Here is a 20,023-nt window from a genome sequence, read left to right as displayed (position 1 = left end):
TCAATGAATGTCCAGGTTATTTAAAACGGTAGGTAATGCGTCCACGTGTCAAATCATATGGTGACATTTCCACTTGCACGCGGTCGCCAGGCAGGATACGGATATAATTCTTACGAATTTTTCCAGAAATCGTCGCCAAAACTTTGTGACCATTTTCAAGTTCAACAGTGAACATCGCATTCGGCATAGTATCTACTACTTTACCTTCAATTTCGATAACATCATCTTTTGCCAAGCAAAAGTACCTCCTTAAAAATCCCCGAAAGATACAAGTGTATCTAAAAAGTCGGACTGATATATTATAGCACACTGACTGACAAATGACAAGCCCTCTATTTATTTTTTTCCTTTATTTTTCTTTCTGCTTTAATATTAACCGGTTGACATTTAATGAGAGCCATGTTATTATTAACCAGTAAATGAAAGGAGAGGAATCATGCATACAAATTTAGAAAAACAAATTGATCAATTCTTATCTCAAGTCATGCAATTTGCTGAAAACAAGCACGAAATTCTTCTTGGAAAGTGTCAAAGTGATATCAAATTAACTTCTACTCAAGAACATCTCTTGATGCTCCTGAATGGAGAACCAACAACCAATGCTCGGATGGCAGAAACTCTTTCGGTCTCTCCGGCTGCCATCACTAAAGCTTTAAAAAAGTTACAAGATTTAGAACTTATATCGCCCACGAAAAGTAAGACCGATGAACGTGTTGTTTTATGGAATCTAACAGAAAAAGCATTGCCCATTGCACGTGAACACGCTGCACATCATGAGGCAACGCTAGACAGTTATCAGCAACTTACACAGAAATATACAGAAGATGAACAAAAAGTAATCCAAGACTTTCTTCATCAACTCGCTGAAAAATTTAAGTAGTTTAGAAAGTAAATAAAAATTATGCCTTATATTGATGTTCAAAATGTAAGCTTTTATTATGACAATAATCCTGTTTTAGAAGATGTGAGTTACTCGGTTAACCCAGGGGAATTTGTAACATTGACTGGAGAAAACGGTGCGGCAAAGTCAACGCTAATCAAAATAACGCTCGGAATTTTGAAACCTAAGTCTGGTAAAGTTATCATTGCACGCCATGACACACAAAATCGCCGTTTACGTATCGCTTACGTCCCACAACAAATTTCCAGTTTCAATGCGGGTTTCCCCTCAACTGTTCATGAATTTGTTCGTTCTGGTCGTTATCCCCGTAAAGGTTGGTTCCGCAAGCTTAATGCACATGACGAAGAACACGTAGAAGCTGCTCTTAATGCTGTAGGCATGTGGGACTTTCGTCATAAAAAAATTGGAGAACTTTCCGGTGGACAAAAGCAACGTATCATCATTGCTCGTACATTTGCTTCTGACCCTGATGTCTTTGTTCTGGATGAACCAACTGTTGGGATGGACGATGTAACCACAGAAGCCTTTTATGAGCTCATGGCCCATGCTGCACATGAGCATGGTAAAAGTGTTCTCATGGTTACACACGATCCTGACTCTGTTAAAAAATATATGGACCGAAACATCCACCTTGCCCGAGACAAAAACGGAAAATTTGAATGCTTTGAAGTCCATGGCAACCCTAATGCAAAAATGAAACAGGAGGTAAAAGCTAATGTTTGAAATCCTCTCTTATGACTTTATGCGCAACGCTTTACTAGCGACAACTGCCATTTCACTTTTTGCACCACTTCTTGGGGTTTTCCTTGTTCTGCGTCGTCAGTCTCTACTCTCTGACACCCTCTCCCATGTTTCTCTAGCAGGCGTTGCTTTCGGAGTCCTCTTTAGTTTAAATCCGACATGGACAACTTTAATTGTCGTTATTATTGCCGCTATCTTTATGGAATTTCTCCGTACCGTCTATAAAAATTATCTTGAGCTCGCAACTGCGATTTTAATGTCCGCTGGACTTGCTTTAGCCATGTTTATTATTAATGTGGCAGGGAGTAAAACCAGCATCAGCATTGACCAATATCTTTTTGGTTCAATTGTAACTATCGCTACTCCGCAAGTCGTGATGCTTTACATCATCGCTCTGATTGTTCTGGCTGGCTTTATATTCTTTCTCCGTCCACTTTATGTGATGACTTTTGATGAAGATACAGCTTTAGTAGATGGTCTTCCCGTCCGTGCTATGTCAATGATTTTTAATATTGTAACTGGTTTGGCGATTGCTTTGATGATTCCTGCCTGTGGCGCCCTACTGGTTTCTGCAATCATGGTTTTACCCGCTAGTGTATCTATGCTTATTGGAAAATCCTTCAAGACCGTACTAATCTGGTCAGTTATCATTGGTTTTATTGGTATGAACAGTGGATTGATCATCTCCTATTACTTCAATGCGCCTGCAAGTTCTGCAATTACCTTAATCTTCGTTGCACTTTTCTTAATTGTTTCTTTATTAAAACGTCTTTTCCGAAGATAGACAAACAAAAAACACTGAAATAATGTTCAGTGTTTTTTTGTTCTATTTTAGCCAAGAACAGCTTGAATATCTTCGGTTACTTTCTCCATAGCTTGTCCGCCATCGATTGATTTAACTAAACCAAGTTCTGTATAGTGTTTCAAGATTGGTGCTGATTCCTTGATGTTTACTTCTAGGCGATTTTTAACTGTTTCTGGAACATCATCGGCACGTTGATAAAGGTCATGTCCTCCACATACATCACATGTGCCTTCAACTTTTGTAGGTTTGAATAGTTTGTGATATGTTGCGCCACATGTACGGCAGATATAACGTCCACTTAAGCGTTCGACCAAGATATCTGGGTTTACTTCAATGTTGATGACTGCATCAAGTTTAATGCCAAGTTCTACCAACATTTTGTCCAAAGCTTCTGCTTGGTCAAATGTACGTGGATAACCATCAAGCAAGAATCCTGAAGCTTTGATGTCATCTTGTGCCAAACGTTCTTTGACGATACCGTTTGTTACTTCATCTGGAACCAATGCTCCTTTGTCGATATAAGATTTAGCAAGTTTGCCCATCTCAGTTTCATTTTTCATCGCTGCACGGAACATATCTCCTGTAGAGATGTGATTCACACCGTAATTTTTAACGATAAATTCTGCCTGTGTACCTTTACCTGCGCCTGGCAAGCCCATGATTAACAAGTTCATTCTTTTCTCCCGTTTTCTTCTTACAAGTTTTACTATAGATGCTGCAACTCTTGCTTATGAGTTTACAGACAACATAATATAAATTATACCTTAATATTTTACCGCATTTCTTACGATAAATAAAGAAAAACCTTGCCGAAGCAAGATTTTTTTAGCTTTCAATTGGATTATCCATAAATCCTTTGTAGTTTTTCTTGTAGAGATAACCTTCAAGTTGTTTAACAGCTTGAATAGCAACCTGAATCAAGATCAAGAGCGATGTTCCTCCCAAGGCAACGATTTTTGGCAATCCCCAAATATTTTGGGCAACGATTGGAAGAATCGAAATAAAGCCAAGGAAAAGTGCCCCGACTGTTGCCAGACGCATAAGTAAGCCTGAAACATATTTTTCAGTCCCTTTACCTGGACGAACAGATGGGATATATGAACCTTGTTTTTGCAGATTTTCTGCCATCTTTTCTGGATTAACTTGTACAAATGAGTAGAAGAAGGTAAAGAGAACAATCAATAAGCCATAAAGTAACATCCCAGTCCATGTATTATAAGAAAGGGCTGATTGTAAGCTATTCAGCCAGCCAACATTGTTACCTTGAGCGCGTTGTAAGAACTGTAAAATCGTTGCTGGAGCAGTTGTGATAGAACCTGCAAAGATTACTGGAATAACGCCTGCTGGGTTAACACGAAGTGGCAAGTATGAACTTGTAGGCGCCCCTTGTGTCAACTTAGTGTATTGAATCGGAACTTTACGTTCTGCTTGTTGTACAAATGTTGTGAAGTAAATAATCAATGCTGAAGCAACAACCAGAATAGCGACCATTACCCACGACATTGGAATTTGACTCGGACGAACATTTACAAACCACTCTGTATAAACTTCGTGAATGGCACTTGGAATACCTGAAACAATACCCGCAAAGATGATAACAGAAATACCAGAACCAAATCCTTTTTCATTGATTTGTTCACCCATCCATGTAACAACCATTGATCCTGTTGTCAAAATGACACCAATCATTAGGTAAGTTTGCCAGTTAGGATTTTGTACGATATTTGCCGAGCTCATAGCTTGGAAACCTGCAGTGATACCGATAGATTGAGCCATAGCCAAAACTAAAGTAATATAGCGTGTCGCTTGATTAAGCTTACGACGTCCGATTTCCCCTTGTTTTGACCACTCTACAAACTTTGGCAAAATATCCATTTGTAAAAGTTGAACGATAATTGATGCTGTGATATAAGGTGATACCCCCATAGCAAACAATGAATAGTTTTGCATGGCATTACCAGACACCAAGTTCATCATGTTCAAGAACGGTAAATCACTCAGGGCATTCAAGTTTTCAACATTGATCCCCGGTACTGTGATATGCGCACCTAATCGAAAGACAAACAGAATAAAGATGGTGAAGATAATCCGTGCTCTTACATCTTTTATTTTGAAAGCTTCCTTTAGAGTTTTGAAAAACATAATTTCCCTCTAAACTTTCTTAAATATTAACCCTATAAAATAAGCGGTTGAAAATCAACCGCCAATTGAATTATTTTGCTTCAAGAAGTTCTACAGAACCACCAGCAGCTTCAATAGCAGCTTTCGCAGCAGAAGATGCTTTAGCAACGTTAACCTTAAGGTTTTTAACTGTCAATTCGCCGTTAGCAAGAACTTTGATACCAGATTTAACATCTTTGATGATTTTAGCAGCTACAAGAGTTTCAGCTGTAACTTCAGCACCATCACCAAGACGGTTCAAAGTGTCAAGGTTTACGATTGCGTATTCTTTACGGTTTACGTTAGTAAATCCGCGTTTTGGAAGACGACGGAACAATTCTGTTTGTCCACCTTCAAAACCAGGACGTACGCCACCACCTGAACGTGATTTTTGACCTTTTTGTCCACGACCAGATGTTTTACCGTTACCAGATGAAGTACCACGACCTACACGGTTGCGAACTTTACGGCTGCCTTCAGCAGCTTTCATTTCATGAAGTTTCATGTTTTCTCCTTATTTTGTACAATGCTGCCGCCTCGCTCCACTCTAAGGAAGGATGGAGTTCAACTCGCCTGTACTTTTCTAATTTTTGGCTTTTAAACCTTTTCCATTTTACTAAATTTACTCTGAAAAAGCAAATCATTCCATAGTCTTTTCTTTTTTTAAAACAGAAAAAAGAGTATGTCTTTCATACCCTTTTTTCGTTTATTTTGCTGGAACTTCAATTTTTCCTGAAACAATATCAGCTTTTGCTGCTTCAACTGCTTTCCAAGCTTCATCTGAAGCATTATCTCGAGCAAGTGTTACACCGCCGTTAGAAAGATCATACTTGAGGTTTTCACCACCAGGGAATTTCCCTTTTTCTGTTCTATTGGCAATATCTTTAACTGCGTTTCCAACTTCTTTAACTGTTGAAACAAGGACAAAGTTTGATTTTTTCCCATCTTTTGATGTATACCCACCTAAATATTCTTGGTCCTGGTCAACACCAACAACCCATACTTTATCTTCTTCTTTTCTTGTTTCATTCAAATTCTTAGCTTCTGTGAACAAACCTGTTCCGACACTACCTGCTGCTTGATAAATCACATCTGCACCACTAGCGTACATTGCTGAAGCCATTGTTTTACCTTTGCCGGCATCTGTGAAGGACTGCGCATATTGTACATCAACTTTGATATCTGGTGATACTGATTTGGCACCCGCTGTAAAGCCTGTTTCAAAAGCGGCAAGAACATCTGACTTGATCCCACCGATGAAACCAACATGATTTGTTTTACTTGTTTTTGCTGCTGCTACACCTGCAAGGTAAGCTGACTGTTGATCCGCAAAAGTTGCAGAGACCACATTGTCTTTACCTTCGATGACCGAATCGATAACAGCAAATTTTGTATCAGGATTGTTTTGTGCGGCTTGAGAAGTTGCTTCGTGCAAAACAAAGCCAATGCTGAACACAAGATCATAACCACCTGAAACGGCCGAATTAAAGTTTGAAGTGAATTCAGCTGGAGAGTTAGATTGGAAGTAGTTAATTCCCTTTCCTTTTGAAAGCCCGTTATCTTTACCCCAAGCTTGAAGACCTTCCCAAGCTGATTGGTTAAATGAGCGATCATCAACCCCATCATTACCTAAAACTAAGGCTGCATTAAGGTCTGTTTTTCCTTGCGATCTTTCTGTATTGCGTCCTCCGCAACCTGCAAGTACAATTACTGATGCAAGTGCCACTGTCGCAAGTGCAAAAATTCGTTTGTTCATTCTTCTCTTCCTTTCACATTTAAAAACAATTATACCTTAAAATTTAATGTACATTTTTACTTATTTAATTCGACATCTTGAAAATTTTTACAATTTCCTCAGAAAAAAAGTCCAGATAATCTGAACTTTTTTAATTACTATTTAACTTCTTCAATTGTTACCAAGTGTGAAATTGAGTTAGCCATGCCGCGAAGTGCTGCATTGTCTTCTTTCACAACTGATGAACCAAGTTTACCAAGGCCAAGTGCAACAACAGTTTTACGTTGTGCAGGGATACGGCCGATTGGTGATTTTACCAATGTAATTTTGATTTGAGCCATGATATCCTCCTTATGCCAAATCGCTTACTGATTTGCCGCGGAGTTCCGCAACTTCTTCAGCGCGTTTCAATTGTTGCAAACCTTCAACTGTTGCGCGAACAACGTTGATTGCTGTGTTTGAACCTAATGATTTAGATGTTACGTCAGCAACACCTGCGAGTTCGAGGACGGCACGAACGGCACCACCTGCGGCAACTCCAGAACCTTCTACAGCTGGTTTGATAAGGATTTTACCACCGCCGAATACACCAAGTACTTCGTGAGGTACAGTAGTTCCTACCATAGGAACTGTCACGATGTTTTTCTTAGCTGCTTCGATAGCTTTACGGATTGCTTCTGGAACTTCTTGAGCTTTACCAGTACCGAAACCTACGCGACCGTTACGGTCACCAACTACAACAAGTGCAGCAAAGCGGAGACGACGTCCACCTTTAACAACTTTAGTAACGCGGTTGATACCAACAACGCGTTCTTCGAATTCTTTAACTTCTTCGTTTCTAGCCATTTTAATGATTACCCCTTTCCTTAGAATTTCAATCCAGCTTCACGTGCAGCTTCTGCAAGTGCTTGGATACGTCCGTGATAGAGATAACCACCGCGGTCAAATACAACTGCTTCGATGCCTTTAGCTTTAGCAGCTTCAGCAACAAGTTTACCAACTTCAGCAGCTTGTTCTGTTTTAGTACCAGTCAATTTGAGTGATGATGCAGATGCAAGTGTTACAGCTGCTTCGTCATCAATAACTTGTGCATAGATGTTTGTGTTTGAACGGAAAACGTTCAAACGTGGAGTCTCAGCAGTACCTGAGATTTTTCCGCGAACGCGAATGTGGCGTTTTTGACGGAGTTTGTTTTTATCTGGTTTAGAAATCACAATTCTACCTCTTTAAATATTTTATATTTCGATAGTTTCTGCCATCGATTTTCTTGCAAAAAATGCAAGCGGGAAGTTTCTGTCTGTACAGAATTTTGGCAAACTTACATTCACCAAATGACGGATCATAATCTCAAAGAGATTATTTACCAGTTTTACCTTCTTTACGACGTACGAATTCGCCAACGTAACGAATACCTTTACCTTTATAAGGTTCTGGTGAACGACGGCTACGGATGTAAGCAGCTGTTTGACCAACAACTTCTTTATCTGAACCTGAAACGTTGATGTGTGTAGCATCTGGAACTTCGAAAGTGATTCCTGCTGGAGCTTCGATTTCGTCTGGGTGAGATTTACCAACAGCCAATACAAGTTTTGAACCTTGAAGTTGTGCACGGTAACCAACCCCGATCATTTCGAGTTCTTTACGGAAACCTTCGCTAACACCAACAACCATGTTGTTGAAGTTTGCACGAGTTGTTCCGTGGATAGTTTTCATTTCTTTAGAATCATCTGGACGTTTGAATGTTACTTCAGAACCATTGATTTCCATTGTGATTGCTTCTGCAAATGTACGAGTCAATTCGCCTTTAGGGCCTTTAACTGTTACTGTTGCGCCATTTTGTTCAACTGTTACACCAGCTGGCAAAACAACGACTTTATTACCAATACGTGACATGTTTTTTTACCTTTTCTGTTAAATTATCAAGAGTATTTCTACTACCTGTTTTCACAATTATAATACTTTCAGCTTACGGGTAAAAGATTACCAGATGTAAGCAAGAACTTCACCACCGATGTTCTTAGAACGTGCAGCTTTGTCAGTTACAACGCCTTCAGAAGTTGAGATGATTGCTGTACCAAGTCCGTTAAGTACGCGTGGTACTTCGTCAGATTTAACGTAAACACGGAGACCTGGTTTAGAGATACGTTTCAAGTTAGTGATAACTTTTTCGTTGTTTTTTCCGTATTTCAAGAATACACGGATAACACCTTGTTTGTTATCTTCAACGTACTCAACGTCTTTCACATAACCTTCAGCTTTGAGGATTTCTGCGATTTCACGTTTGATTTTTGAAGCAGGTGCTTCAACAACTTCGAAACGACGCATGTTTCCGTTACGGATACGTGTGAGGAAGTCTGCAATTGGGTCTGTCATTACCATAATGTAATTTCTCCTTATTTGTAGTTTGGGTTTGTTCAATCCCACTTTCAAATTAATGAGGTCTTTTTAAAAAGACCGAACTTATATAGTTTATCAAATTATTTCTCTCGTGTCAATAGGCTCGGGTGTTTCTTCCTCCATTTAATTTTTGAAAGATAAAAAACACAGCTTCTAAAATATACGCTGTGTTTTTTCATTAATAAAGATATCTCGACTAAAGAGTTATTCTTCTCTCTCTTCCGTTTTTTCCTGAAGAACCGAGGTTTTGGAAAAAGAAAATATTTTAAAGACAAGGAAACTTAATAAGATCAAAATAATAAGAATTTCCATCATCTATTCTCCATTTTCTAACCTCTGCATAGTATTTAAAGCTTCTTGCCAGGTTGGCACTGAAAAACCAATAGCTTCTGTTTTCTTTATACTCAATGTGGAATTGTAAGGTCGTTTCACATTTGATGCAAGCTCTACTGTAGCAAGGGGTAAAAGCTTGACTTCTTCTTGGCGCAAAATATATTTTGCAAATTTAAACCAAGAAATATTTTCGGCTTCAACTTTTGCGTTGGTCAGATGATAAATACCATATTTTGGTTTATGCTGCACCAAGTAAATCATAAAATCAGCTAATGTTCTAGTCCAAGTTGGGCAACCAAATTGATCATTGACCACCATAATTACTTGATCATCTTTATTCTTGGCTTTATTTTTCATAGTGGAGACAAAATTATTACCGTAGCATCCAAAAAGCCAGCTTGTACGAATAATATAATGTTTGGTAGTATTTTTCTGCACAGCATTTTCACCCAATAGTTTTGTATAACCATAGTGGGTTTGTGGGTGTGGAACATCGTCTACTTCCCATTCTTTCCCAAGCTCTAAGTTGCCGCTGAAGACATAATCAGTAGAGACATAAAGTAATAATGCTCCCACATTCTCAGCTGCTTGTGCAATATTTTCGGTACCAACAGCATTGACCTGCTCGGCTAAATGTCGTTCTTCTTGTTCTGCTTTTTCGACTGCAGTATAGCCTGCACAAAGATAAATAATTTGTGGTTTATGACGAGAAAAATACGCATCGACTGCAACTTTATCGGTGATATCTAGCTCGTGTGACCCCGTAGCCAGATAAGGAATTTTTTCTCTATCAAACCGTAAGCAAAGTTCCCGTCCCAACAAACCATTTTTTCCTATAATCAGATTCATTCTTGACTTTCTAGTGACTGAATCACTTCACGCAACTGTTTAACGGAGTTTTTAAAAGCTTTACGTTCGTACGCATCAATATTTAATTCGATAATTTCTCTTACGCCAGTTTGGTTTACGACAGAGGGCACACCAGTGAAGATACCTTCTTCACCATATTGACCTTCTAGGTATGATGAAACAGGAAGAACTGCTTGTTCATTATTTAGAATAGCTTTTACTATCCTAGCTGTACTCATTCCGATACCATAATAAGTCGCCTTTTTACGGTCAATAATTTCATAAGCGGCATTTTTTACCTTGTCTGATAAAGTTTGTAAATCGCCAACTTCTAAGCGATTGTTTTGCACGATAAATTCAAGAATTGGTTTACCACCAACCGTCGTATGCGACCATACCGCAACTTCTGAATCCCCATGTTCACCAATAATATAACCGTGGATACTTCGAGGATCCATCTCAAGTTTTGTCGCGAGTTCTTTACGAAAACGTGTCGTATCTAAGGTTGTTCCCGTTCCTACAACCCTAGAAGCTGGTAGACCTGAAGCTTTCCAAGCACAGTAAGTCAGAACATCTACAGGGTTAGAAGCAATAACAAAGACGCCATCAAAACCAGATTTCATTACCTCATCCACAATAGATTTCATTATTTTAGCATTTGTATCTACAAGTTCTAACCGTGTTTGTCCTGGTTTTTGATTAATCCCTGCTGTAATGACAACTACGTTTGCATCTTTACATTCTTCATAACCGCCAGATTTGACATTTACATTTTCTTGACCCCAAGCAATTCCGTCAAGGAGGTCCAAAGCTTCCCCCTCAGCTTTTTCCTGATTCACATCAATCAGCACAAGGTCATTAACAATTCCTTGATTAATCATCGAATAAGCAATGCTTGTTCCGACAAATCCTGTTCCAACAACGACTACTTTTCTATTTGTTACTTGCATATTTACACTTCCTTCTGTATTATTTCTCTATCTCTATATTAAGCCATAATTAGACATTTGTAAAATGAATTAATTTAATGATAGATATTAATTTGTTTAATTAAATTTGGCGTTTATACTGATGTAGAAAAATACTGCTCATCCGATAATAGCGTGGAGCAAACTGCCGAATGTTTTCGGAATGATAGCCCACTAAAAATTTATTATGATCAACAATCAAAGGTGTCTGTAACACTTCAAAATTTTCGCTGAGATAAACGACTGCCTCATTAAAATGCATCTGTTGGAGCTGAAGAATTTTTCGGTGCAAATCCTCTGTGCAACGCTTCGTCGACTTCACGATATCATCAATACCATTTTCAGTTAGTCGAAGCATATACGACAAGTCTTCACAGTTCACACAATCTATCGTACATTTTCGATAAGGAATATGATGTTCATTCAGCCAATTTATCGCCTTTCTACTGGATAAACAAGAGTTGCGATAGTAGATAGTAATCATTTTTTCTCCTTTATAATATCAGTACTTTTCTATAAACATTGTAGAGCTTTCTTTTTAATTTGTAAAATAAATCTATTTAATACAAAGAATTATTAAATGTAATCAAAACTTCAAATAATTAATTAATATATATAATTATAACTATCAAAAAGATTCATTTTACCTATCCTTAACTTTATAGTATACTAAGACCGTAGTTAATCACTCAATCATGTTGAAGACACCTTGAAAAGTTCTTTGGTCCCAAGAGGCCCTTTACTCAAAAAATTTATGACAAAAAACAATTACAATTCTCTTTTCAATCTGTTAAAAACTTGATTTTAAAGCAGTACTTTTCGTACTGCTTTTTTTACACTTTATAATTCAATACTTCTGCGATATGGAGGATATCTGTACTTATTTTTCGTAAATTGTTAAGAATTCGAATATCTTCAAAGTCTGATCGTAGTAAATCTCTATTGACTTGAGTAAGATTAAGAATTTCTCGCTCTAACTTTTTAATCTCATCCAGTATTGTTTCTTCTTCCTGATGTTGTTTATCTTTAAGGAATGTAAAAACTTGATCTAGCATCCTCTCTATTAATGGTACGATAGACTCCATGACTAGCTTAATGGCCAATTCATTTTTTTCCTTGTCCTCTTCCTCCTCCGAGTAATCGTAAACATTCAGTGTCAATACGATATCTTTGGTATATGCCTCAATCTGGGCCAAATAATTTATAATTTTATATGCCCTTCCGACAAAAATAGCATATTTATCCTTTAACTCAACTGTATTAAGATTGACAAGTGCCCGATTAACCTCCTGTACCAAGTAGTTAATCAAAGTTTCATTCATAAGACTCGTGCTATTTTTTTCTCCATGTTGAATATTCATTCCTTCGGTAAAATCCTCTTACACAAGTTCAAATGTTCTTTGAATTTCTTTAAGGATCTGCTCAACTTCAATCTCTGGTGTGCGGAGTAACCTTCGATCAATAAATTTTAGTTTCAGGTGCGCTGTATCATCTGGTGCATTTTTAACACACTTTTCCGCCAACTGAATAATAAATTTCGAAAGTGGTAACAAAATAAAAAGTGTTGCAACATTAAAAATAATATGAGCATAAACTAGTTGCAGGGCAATACTTTCAGAAGTATTCTGAAGGAGGCTGACAAAGCCGAAAGGTAAAATAGTCAAAGCTGTGAAGATGAGCGCTCCAATAATATTAAACCAGACATGGACCATCGCAGCCTGCTTGGCTATTTTATTTCCACGGATTGATGAAAGAAGAGTGGTCACAACAGTCCCCACATTAAACCCATACAGAATAAATATAGCTTGATGTAAATCCACCACAATACCTGCGGCAACCATCGTCAGCAAAATACCTACTGAAGCAGTTGAACTTTGAATTAAAGCAGTAACAGCAAAACCAACCAATAAACCTACAAGAGGCATTTGCGTATGAGTAAACAGTTCCGCCATGAGAGGTGCTTCTCTTAAAGGAACCATGGATACACTCATCAGATTTAGCCCTAAGAATAAGAGCCCAAACCCTAGCAAGATCATTCCCATGTGATTGAAAGCCTTACGTTTCATAAACAGCGTGGCAATCGTGCCTATAAAAATGACAAAGGGAACAATGTCTTGAATATTAAATGTAAATAAAATGCCTGTTATGGTCGTTCCAGCATTGGCCCCCATAATAATTCCTGCAGCCTGGCTCAAATTCATCAATGACGAATCAATAAATCCTAAAACCATAACTGTTGTCGCTGTAGAACTCTGAATGACCGCGGTGATGATAAAACCTAAAAAAGCGCCGAACCATTTATTACGTGTCAAACGCTGTTAGATCTTTTTCAGTTGAGAACCGGCAATCAAGCTTAAACCATCACTCATCAAGCTCATACCGTATAAGAAAAGGCCCAAACCGCCTAATAAGAAAAAAATGTCGTAGATGGTCATCACAAAATCTCCAAATTGCATTCATGTTTTTATTTATTTTTCACTTATATTTAAGTATATCTTATTTTAATTTCGTTAAGAAACAATATTGTAATAAAGATATTTTTGAAAACAAAAAAACTTCCTCAAATGAGAAAGTGTTTTTTTCTGTTAGAACCACAATCCCCCGTGGAGATTGCATGGGCAATAAGCTAAGCTTCTGAAATGCCCTTTTTATATCAATTTCAAATTACCAAGATGCTTTCTTAACGCCTGGAAGTTGACCTTTGTAAGCCAACTCACGAAGACAGATACGGCAAAGTTTAAATTTGCGGTAAACTGAATGTGGGCGTCCGCAGCGTTCGCAACGAGTGTAGGCTTGCGTTGAGAATTTTGCAGGGCGTTGGTTTTTAACAACCATAGATTTCTTAGCCATTAGTTATTCTCCTATCCTATTATTTAGCAAACGGCATGCCAAGTTTAGCAAGCAATTCATGTGATTCTTCGTCAGTGTTCGCAGTTGTTACGATAACAACATCCAAACCACGTACTTTATCAACATCATCGTATGAGATTTCTGGGAAGATCAATTGTTCTTTCACACCAAGTGTGTAGTTTCCGCGTCCATCAAACGCTTTGTTTGATACACCGTGGAAGTCACGTACACGTGGAAGAGAAACAGTTACGAGTTTATCCAAAAATTCGTACATGCGTTCGCCACGAAGAGTTACTTTCGCACCGATAGCTTGACCTTCACGAAGACGGAAAGCCGCGATTGATTTTTTAGCTTTAGTAATCAACGGTTTTTGACCAGAGATCAAAGCCAATTCAGCAACGGCTTTGTCAAGGTTTTTAGAGTTGCTTACTGCATCCCCAACACCCATGTTAAGCACGATTTTTTCAACTTTTGGCACTGCCATAATTGAAGTGTAACCGAATTTTTCAGTCAATGCTGGTACTACTTCGTTAGAGTATTTTTCTTTTAAACGATTAGTCATATTCTTTCTCCTTCCCGTCTTAGTCTAGGACTTCGCCTGATTTTTTGTTGAAACGAACTTTTTTGCCGTCAACTTCTTTATAACCAACACGACCAGCTACACCGTTTTTGTCGAGCACTTGTACGTTAGAAACGTGGATAGGTGCTTCGATTTCAAGAATAGCGCCGTTTGGATTAACAGCGTCTGGTTTTTGGTGTTTCTTCATGATAGCAACACCTTCAACGATGACTTTGTTCATTTTTGGCAAAGCTTTAATCACTTTACCTGTTGTACCGCGGTCTTTACCTGCGATAACTTTTACAGTATCTCCAGTTTTTACAAACATTTGATATTCCTTTCTTACGCCCTCTGGGCACCCTACATGTAGGGGACTATTTCTATCTATGATAGAAGTGGATTTATAAATGTGGAATAAAATTCCTTTTGTTGATTTTGACATCAATAGCGGGATACTCTCCCGCTATTTCGACATCCTCTAAATATTAGAGAACCTCAGGTGCCAAAGAAACAATCTTCATGTAACCAGCTTCGCGAAGTTCACGAGCTACTGGGCCAAAGATACGTGTTCCTTTAGGTGTTTTATCGTCACGGATAATAACTGCTGCATTTTCGTCAAATTTGATGTAAGATCCATCAGGACGTTTAGCACCAGATTTAGTACGAACGATAACAGCTTTAACAACTTCACCTTTTTTAACAGCTCCACCAGGGGCAGCTGATTTTACTGTAGCTACGATAACATCACCAATACCAGCGAATTTACGGCTTGAACCACCGAGTACACGGATAGTCAAGATTTCTTTGGCACCAGAGTTATCTGCAACTTTCAAACGGCTTTCTGTTTGAATCATGCTTTTTTCCTCCTAGTTAGCTTAGATAATTACAGCTTCTTCAACGATTTCGATCAAGCGGAAACGTTTGTCTTTTGAAAGAGGACGAGTTTCCATGATACGTACGATATCACCAGTTTTGGCAGTATTATTTTCGTCATGAGCTTTGTATTTTTTAGAGTAGTTAATGCGTTTACCATAGACTGGGTGGTTACGTTTAGTTTCTACGACAACTGTGATAGTTTTATCCATTTTGTCTGAAACCACGCGGCCTTGATAAACTTTACGTTGATTACGTTCCATTTATGTATTTCTCCCGATCTATTTAGTCAATTCGCGTTGCACAGTTTTAACACGTGCAATTGTTTTCTTCACTTCGTCAAGTTTCGCTGTGTTTTCGAGACGACCAGCTGCAGCTTGGAAACGAAGTTCAAACAATTCTTTTTTCAATTCAGCTTCGCGTGTAGCCAATTCGTCGATTGACAAAGCGCGGAGATCCTTGAGAAGTGATTTTGTTTCGTTCAATTTCATTCTGCGTCACCTCGTTTTACAAATTTAGTCTTGACTGGAAGTTTGTGAGATGCAAGACGCAAAGCTTCACGTGCTACTTCTTCACTTACACCAGCAATTTCAAACATGATTTTACCACGTTTAACTGGTGATACCCAACCTTCAGGAGCACCTTTCCCTGAACCCATACGCACACCAATAGCTTTGGCTGTGTAAGATTTATGAGGGAAGATTTTAATCCAAACTTGACCGTTACGTTTCATGTAACGAGTCATAGCAATACGGGCTGCTTCGATTTGACGGTTAGTGATCCAGTGAGAAGTAGTCGCTTGAAGACCAAATTCACCGAATGCGATTTCTTTACCGCCTTTAGCTTCGCCACGCATTTTACCGCGGAATTCACGACGGTGTTTTACACGTTTTGGTACTAACATGGATTAATTTTCTCCTTTCACAGATTTTTTAGTTGGGAGAACTTCACCACGGTAGATCCAAACTTTAACGCCGAGTTTACCGTAAGTAGTGTCTGCTTCTTCCCAAGCATAGTCGATATCCGCACGCAATGTGTGGAGTGGAACTGTACCTTCAGAGTATCCTTCTGCACGGGCGATGTCCGCACCGTTCAAACGACCAGATACTTGAGTTTTGATACCTTTAGCTCCTGCACGCATAGCACGTTGGATAGCTTGTTTTTGAGCACGACGGAAAGCGATACGTGCTTCAAGTTGTTTAGCAATTCCTTCACCAACTAAGTGAGCATCCAAGTCAGGACGTTTGATCTCAACGATGTTGATGTGAACTTGTTTACCAGTGAGTTTGTTGAGGTCTGCACGAAGTGCATCAACGTTAGCACCAGATTTACCGATAACCATACCTGGTTTTGCAGTGTGCAAAGTAACGATAACTTTGTTTACAGCACGTTCAGTTTCAATAAGTGAAACTGAAGCATCAGCAAGTTTTGTTTGAACGAGTTGGCGAATTGCCAAATCTTCGTGAAGGTAATCCGCATATTCTTTCTCAGCATACCATTTGGCATCCCAGTCGCGAATAACGCCAACACGCATACCAATTGGATGAATTTTTTGACCCACGATTTTACCTCCTTATTCTTTCTCAGCCACTACTACTGTAATGTGGCTAGTACGTTTGTTGATTGGTGAAGCTGAACCTTTCGCACGTGGACGGAAACGTTTCATTGTTGGTCCTTCGTTGACGAAAGTTTCGCTAACTACCAAGTTAGCTTTTTCAAGACCAAAGTTATTTTCTGCATTAGCGATAGCTGAGTTCATTACTTTAAGAACTTCTGCAGCACCTTTAGTCGGTGTGAATTTCAAGATTGCGATTGCATCCGCAACACGTTTACCACGAATCAAGTCTGTAACAAGACGAGTTTTACGAGGTGAAACGCGAACTGTTTTTGCAGTTGCTTTAGCTGAAGTGATTTCTGCCATTTTGTTCTCCTCCTATTAACGTCTAGTTTTCTTGTCGTCAGCAGCGTGACCACGGTATGTACGAGTTGGTGCAAATTCACCTAATTTGTGTCCAACCATATCTTCTTGAACATAAACGGGAACGTGTTTGCGACCATCGTAAACAGCAATTGTAAGTCCTACAAAGTTAGGGTAGATTGTAGAACGGCGTGACCAAGTTTTGATCACTGATTTCTTTTCGGCGTTTTCTTGAGCTTCGACTTTTTTCATCAAATGCTCGTCAGCGAAAGGCCCCTTCTTAAGACTACGACTCATGTTTTTGAGTTCTCCTTTAAATTTGATACCACGCTGGCTACTAGGGCCAGGTTGGCGGATGATTTATATAGATATCTTCTCGACATCTTACTAAAGTTGACAAGATTTATCAATTTTAGCAAGACGCCGAGAAGGCATCTCAATAAAATATCTTACGCACAGATACAAACTTAACTTTTTTAACAAAAGTAAAGCTTGCTTTATGCTGCAAAATTATTTATCGTTGATACGTTTAACAATAAGTTTGTTAGAACGTGCGTTTTTATTACGTGTTTTGAGACCAAGAGCTGGTTTGCCCCATGGAGTCATTGGTGATTTACGACCAACAGGTTGTTTACCTTCACCACCACCGTGTGGGTGATCATTCGGGTTCATTACAGAACCACGAACTGTTGGACGGATACCACGCCAACGTGTACGACCCGCTTTACCATAGTTGATCAAGTTGTGTTGTTCGTTACCAACTGTACCAACTGTAGCACGGCAAGATGAAAGAATCATACGCATTTCGCCTGATTGAAGACGAACGAGTGTATATTTACCTTCTGTACCAAGTACTTGTGCAGATGTACCAGCTGAACGTACGAGTTGTCCACCTTTACCAGGTTTCATCTCGATGTTGTGGATCAAAGTACCAACTGGAATGTTAGCAAGTGGCAATGCGTTACCAACTTTGATATCTGATTCAGGACCAGATACAACTGTCATACCAACTTCAAGACCTTTAGGTGCAAGAATGTATGATTTGATACCATTTTCGTATACGATAAGGGCAATATTAGCTGAACGGTTTGGATCGTATTCGATTGTAGCAACTTTAGCTTTTACGTTATCAGTTGTACGTTTGAAGTCGATCAAACGGTATTTACGTTTGTGTCCGCCACCGTGGTGACGTACTGTAATGCGGCCAAGGTTGTTACGACCAGCGTTTTTGCTAAGACTTACAAGCAAGCTCTTTTCAGGAGTACTTGTAGTGATTTCTGCAAAATCGCTACCAGTCATGTTACGACGACCGTTTGTGGTAGGTTTGTAAACTTTAATTCCCACGATTTTCCTCCTCTATTATTCTGCGTCTTCGCCGAAGATATCAATAGATTTTGAACCTTCAGTCAAAGTGATAATTGCTTTTTTGTAGCCAGGTTTGAAACCTGTGTAACGACCAACACGTTTAGCTTTAGGCTTAACGCTGATTGTGTTTACAGATGAAACTTGAACACCTTCAAATGCTGCTTCAACAGCTTGTTTGATAAGGAGTTTGTGTGCGCGAGCATCTACTTCAAAAGTGTATTTCTTTTGATCCATTGCTTGCATAGAAGCTTCTGTAATAATTGGTTTACGGATTACGTCATAAAGAGACATTATGCAAGAACCTCCTCAATTTGAGACAGAGCTGCTTGAGTAGCAAGAACTTTGTCAGTGTTTACAAGATCAAGTACGCTTACTGAGCTAGCAGTTGATACTTTCACGTTTTTAAGGTTACGAGCAGAGAGTTCTGCGAATTCGTTACCTTCGTTAGGAAGAACAACAAGCACTTTACGTTCGATTGAAAGAGCTTCAAGAACTTTAGCGAATTCGCTAGTTTTTGGTGCTGAGAAGTTCAACTCGTCAACAGCCAAGAGTGTGTTGTCGATAACTTTTTGTGAGTAAGCTGATTTAAGAGCCAACTGACGTACTTTTTGTGGAAGTTTGTAAGCATAGCTACGTGGGTTAGGACCGAAGACAGTACCACCACCACGGAATTGTGGTGAGCGGATTGAACCTTGACGGGCACGTCCAGTTCCTTTTTGACGCCATGGTTTTTTACCGCCACCAGATACGAGTGAACGGTTTTTATGAGCGTGTGTACCTTGACGGAGGCTAGCACGTTGTGAAAGAACGACATCAAATACTACAGTTTCGTTTGGTTCGATACCAAACACTGCATCGTTAAGTGTTACTTCACCAGCTTGTGTGCCGTCTTGTTTAAATAATGATACTTTTGCCATTATAATCTATCTCCTTTCCTTATTATTTAGATTTGATCGCTGATTTAATAACGATCAATGATTTTTTAGATCCAGGTACGTTACCTTTTACAAGGATAACGTTTTGTTCTGGAAGTACTTGTGCGATAACAAGGTTTTGTACAGTAACTTTTTTGTTACCCATACGTCCCGCAAGGCGTTTACCTTTAGGAACTTTGTTAGCCGCAACAGGACCCATTGAACCAGGACGACGGTGGTAACGTGAACCGTGAGCCATTGGCCCGCGTGATTGACCCCAACGTTTGATTGGTCCTTGGAAACCTTTACCTTTAGAAGTACCGGTAACATCAACGACATCTCCAGCTTCGAAAGTATCAACTTTAATTTCTGATCCAACTTCTAAGCCTTCGATTCCTTTGAATTCACGAATGAAGCGCTTAGGAGCTGTGTTAGCTTTAGCTACATGACCTTTGGCAGGTTTGTTAGACAAAACTTCACGTTTGTCATCGAAACCAACTTGAACAGCTTCATAACCGTCTGTATCGACAGTTTTAGTTTGAAGCACAACGTTCGGAGTTGCTTCGATCACAGTTACGGGGATTAATTCACCGTTGTCTGTGAAGATTTGAGTCATTCCCACTTTTTTCCCTAAGATTCCTTTTGACATGAGAAT

The 20,023-nt window shown here is 39.0% G+C and carries 30 protein-coding genes and 1 pseudogene; 3 read left to right on the top strand and 28 right to left on the bottom strand.

The genetic code is table 11. From position 1 onward, the window contains the following. Positions 1–16: 16 nt before the first annotated feature. Complete coding sequence (gene infA / locus J0J33_RS03265; protein WP_003133772.1) at positions 17–235, bottom strand: translation initiation factor IF-1; 219 nt, start codon at positions 233–235, stop codon at positions 17–19. 201 nt (positions 236–436) lie between these two features. Between infA and J0J33_RS03260 the strand changes: the two genes are divergently transcribed. The 3 genes from J0J33_RS03260 to J0J33_RS03250 are packed head-to-tail and all read left to right on the top strand — an operon-like array spanning position 437 to position 2,426. Continuing rightward, positions 437–880: a zinc-dependent MarR family transcriptional regulator gene (locus tag J0J33_RS03260; protein ID WP_019291427.1), complete on the top strand. Its 444-nt coding sequence runs from the start codon at positions 437–439 to the stop codon at positions 878–880. Positions 881–901: 21 nt separating this feature from the next. Next, a complete protein-coding gene (locus J0J33_RS03255; RefSeq protein ID WP_173816863.1) occupies positions 902–1,624 on the top strand; it encodes a metal ABC transporter ATP-binding protein in 723 nt (240 codons plus the stop codon). Further along, positions 1,617–2,426, top strand: a complete 810-nt coding sequence (locus J0J33_RS03250; RefSeq protein WP_019291429.1) for a metal ABC transporter permease — start codon at positions 1,617–1,619, stop codon at positions 2,424–2,426. The genes J0J33_RS03255 and J0J33_RS03250 overlap by 8 nt, the downstream gene beginning before the upstream one ends. A 47-nt stretch (positions 2,427–2,473) precedes the next feature. Here J0J33_RS03250 and J0J33_RS03245 read toward each other — a convergent pair whose 3' ends face one another. From J0J33_RS03245 to rplC, 27 genes and pseudogenes are all read right to left on the bottom strand, one after another. Next, positions 2,474–3,121 (bottom strand): adenylate kinase, encoded by a 648-nt coding sequence (locus J0J33_RS03245; RefSeq protein WP_003133767.1) that lies wholly within the window; start codon positions 3,119–3,121, stop codon positions 2,474–2,476. A gap of 151 nt (positions 3,122–3,272) precedes the next feature. After that, entirely contained in the window at positions 3,273–4,589 is a 1,317-nt protein-coding gene (secY, locus tag J0J33_RS03240; protein ID WP_019291430.1) for a preprotein translocase subunit SecY, read from the bottom strand. Between the two features lie 70 nt (positions 4,590–4,659). Beyond that, positions 4,660–5,112 (bottom strand): 50S ribosomal protein L15, encoded by a 453-nt coding sequence (gene rplO, locus J0J33_RS03235; RefSeq protein WP_003133763.1) that lies wholly within the window; start codon positions 5,110–5,112, stop codon positions 4,660–4,662. A 201-nt stretch (positions 5,113–5,313) separates the two neighbouring features. Next, entirely contained in the window at positions 5,314–6,363 is a 1,050-nt protein-coding gene (locus J0J33_RS03230; RefSeq protein WP_003133762.1) for a BMP family protein, read from the bottom strand. Positions 6,364–6,500: 137 nt separating this feature from the next. Beyond that, complete coding sequence (gene rpmD, locus J0J33_RS03225) at positions 6,501–6,683, bottom strand: 50S ribosomal protein L30 (protein ID WP_003134512.1); 183 nt, start codon at positions 6,681–6,683, stop codon at positions 6,501–6,503. Positions 6,684–6,693: 10 nt separating this feature from the next. After that, the gene (gene rpsE, locus J0J33_RS03220) at positions 6,694–7,188 is read right to left on the bottom strand and encodes a 30S ribosomal protein S5 (RefSeq protein WP_003133760.1); all 495 of its coding nucleotides are present in this window, start codon (positions 7,186–7,188) and stop codon (positions 6,694–6,696) included. Between the two features lie 20 nt (positions 7,189–7,208). After that, complete coding sequence (gene rplR / locus J0J33_RS03215) at positions 7,209–7,556, bottom strand: 50S ribosomal protein L18 (RefSeq protein ID WP_003133759.1); 348 nt, start codon at positions 7,554–7,556, stop codon at positions 7,209–7,211. Between the two features lie 142 nt (positions 7,557–7,698). Then, positions 7,699–8,235 (bottom strand): 50S ribosomal protein L6, encoded by a 537-nt coding sequence (gene rplF, locus J0J33_RS03210; RefSeq protein ID WP_019291431.1) that lies wholly within the window; start codon positions 8,233–8,235, stop codon positions 7,699–7,701. Positions 8,236–8,322: 87 nt separating this feature from the next. Further along, entirely contained in the window at positions 8,323–8,721 is a 399-nt protein-coding gene (gene rpsH / locus J0J33_RS03205) for a 30S ribosomal protein S8 (RefSeq protein ID WP_003133755.1), read from the bottom strand. 333 nt (positions 8,722–9,054) lie between these two features. After that, entirely contained in the window at positions 9,055–9,921 is an 867-nt protein-coding gene (gene rfbD, locus J0J33_RS03200) for a dTDP-4-dehydrorhamnose reductase (RefSeq protein WP_019293001.1), read from the bottom strand. Further along, a complete protein-coding gene (locus tag J0J33_RS03195) occupies positions 9,918–10,871 on the bottom strand; it encodes an L-lactate dehydrogenase (protein WP_019291434.1) in 954 nt (317 codons plus the stop codon). The genes rfbD and J0J33_RS03195 overlap by 4 nt, the downstream gene beginning before the upstream one ends. 100 nt (positions 10,872–10,971) lie before the next feature. After that, positions 10,972–11,373 carry an ArsC/Spx/MgsR family protein gene (locus J0J33_RS03190; protein WP_173816865.1) on the bottom strand — a complete coding sequence of 134 codons (402 nt, stop codon included), beginning with the start codon at positions 11,371–11,373 and terminating at the stop codon, positions 10,972–10,974. Between the two features lie 349 nt (positions 11,374–11,722). After that, positions 11,723–13,324, bottom strand: a pseudogene (locus J0J33_RS10925) (Na/Pi cotransporter family protein). 229 nt (positions 13,325–13,553) lie between these two features. After that, positions 13,554–13,739, bottom strand: a complete 186-nt coding sequence (locus J0J33_RS03180) for a type Z 30S ribosomal protein S14 (protein ID WP_003129946.1) — start codon at positions 13,737–13,739, stop codon at positions 13,554–13,556. Between the two features lie 19 nt (positions 13,740–13,758). Further along, complete coding sequence (rplE, locus tag J0J33_RS03175) at positions 13,759–14,301, bottom strand: 50S ribosomal protein L5 (RefSeq protein ID WP_003133751.1); 543 nt, start codon at positions 14,299–14,301, stop codon at positions 13,759–13,761. Between the two features lie 19 nt (positions 14,302–14,320). Beyond that, positions 14,321–14,626: a 50S ribosomal protein L24 gene (gene rplX / locus J0J33_RS03170; protein WP_003133750.1), complete on the bottom strand. Its 306-nt coding sequence runs from the start codon at positions 14,624–14,626 to the stop codon at positions 14,321–14,323. 157 nt (positions 14,627–14,783) lie between these two features. Beyond that, entirely contained in the window at positions 14,784–15,152 is a 369-nt protein-coding gene (gene rplN, locus J0J33_RS03165; RefSeq protein WP_003133749.1) for a 50S ribosomal protein L14, read from the bottom strand. 21 nt (positions 15,153–15,173) lie between these two features. Continuing rightward, complete coding sequence (gene rpsQ, locus J0J33_RS03160) at positions 15,174–15,434, bottom strand: 30S ribosomal protein S17 (RefSeq protein WP_003133748.1); 261 nt, start codon at positions 15,432–15,434, stop codon at positions 15,174–15,176. An 18-nt stretch (positions 15,435–15,452) separates the two neighbouring features. After that, positions 15,453–15,662 (bottom strand): 50S ribosomal protein L29, encoded by a 210-nt coding sequence (rpmC, locus tag J0J33_RS03155; protein ID WP_003133747.1) that lies wholly within the window; start codon positions 15,660–15,662, stop codon positions 15,453–15,455. Then, complete coding sequence (rplP, locus tag J0J33_RS03150; protein WP_003133745.1) at positions 15,659–16,075, bottom strand: 50S ribosomal protein L16; 417 nt, start codon at positions 16,073–16,075, stop codon at positions 15,659–15,661. The genes rpmC and rplP overlap by 4 nt, the downstream gene beginning before the upstream one ends. A gap of 3 nt (positions 16,076–16,078) precedes the next feature. Continuing rightward, entirely contained in the window at positions 16,079–16,732 is a 654-nt protein-coding gene (rpsC, locus tag J0J33_RS03145) for a 30S ribosomal protein S3 (RefSeq protein WP_003133744.1), read from the bottom strand. 12 nt (positions 16,733–16,744) lie between these two features. Beyond that, on the bottom strand, positions 16,745–17,092 hold the full coding sequence (rplV, locus tag J0J33_RS03140) for a 50S ribosomal protein L22 (RefSeq protein WP_003133743.1): 348 nt from the start codon (positions 17,090–17,092) through the stop codon (positions 16,745–16,747). 15 nt (positions 17,093–17,107) lie between these two features. Next, positions 17,108–17,386, bottom strand: coding sequence for a 30S ribosomal protein S19 (gene rpsS, locus J0J33_RS03135; protein WP_003133742.1), 279 nt, complete (start codon positions 17,384–17,386; stop codon positions 17,108–17,110). Positions 17,387–17,599: 213 nt separating this feature from the next. Beyond that, positions 17,600–18,433 (bottom strand): 50S ribosomal protein L2, encoded by an 834-nt coding sequence (rplB, locus tag J0J33_RS03130; protein ID WP_017368757.1) that lies wholly within the window; start codon positions 18,431–18,433, stop codon positions 17,600–17,602. A gap of 15 nt (positions 18,434–18,448) precedes the next feature. Next, the gene (locus J0J33_RS03125) at positions 18,449–18,745 is read right to left on the bottom strand and encodes a 50S ribosomal protein L23 (RefSeq protein ID WP_206921768.1); all 297 of its coding nucleotides are present in this window, start codon (positions 18,743–18,745) and stop codon (positions 18,449–18,451) included. Next, positions 18,745–19,371 (bottom strand): 50S ribosomal protein L4, encoded by a 627-nt coding sequence (gene rplD / locus J0J33_RS03120; RefSeq protein WP_003133739.1) that lies wholly within the window; start codon positions 19,369–19,371, stop codon positions 18,745–18,747. The genes J0J33_RS03125 and rplD overlap by 1 nt, the downstream gene beginning before the upstream one ends. 22 nt (positions 19,372–19,393) lie before the next feature. Next, the gene (gene rplC / locus J0J33_RS03115; protein ID WP_003133737.1) at positions 19,394–20,017 is read right to left on the bottom strand and encodes a 50S ribosomal protein L3; all 624 of its coding nucleotides are present in this window, start codon (positions 20,015–20,017) and stop codon (positions 19,394–19,396) included. Positions 20,018–20,023 lie beyond the last annotated feature (6 nt).

The organism is Lactococcus sp. LG1267 (genome assembly GCF_017309545.1).
Lineage (GTDB): Bacteria > Bacillota > Bacilli > Lactobacillales > Streptococcaceae > Lactococcus > Lactococcus petauri.
This window is presented reverse-complemented; position numbering and strand designations above follow the sequence as displayed.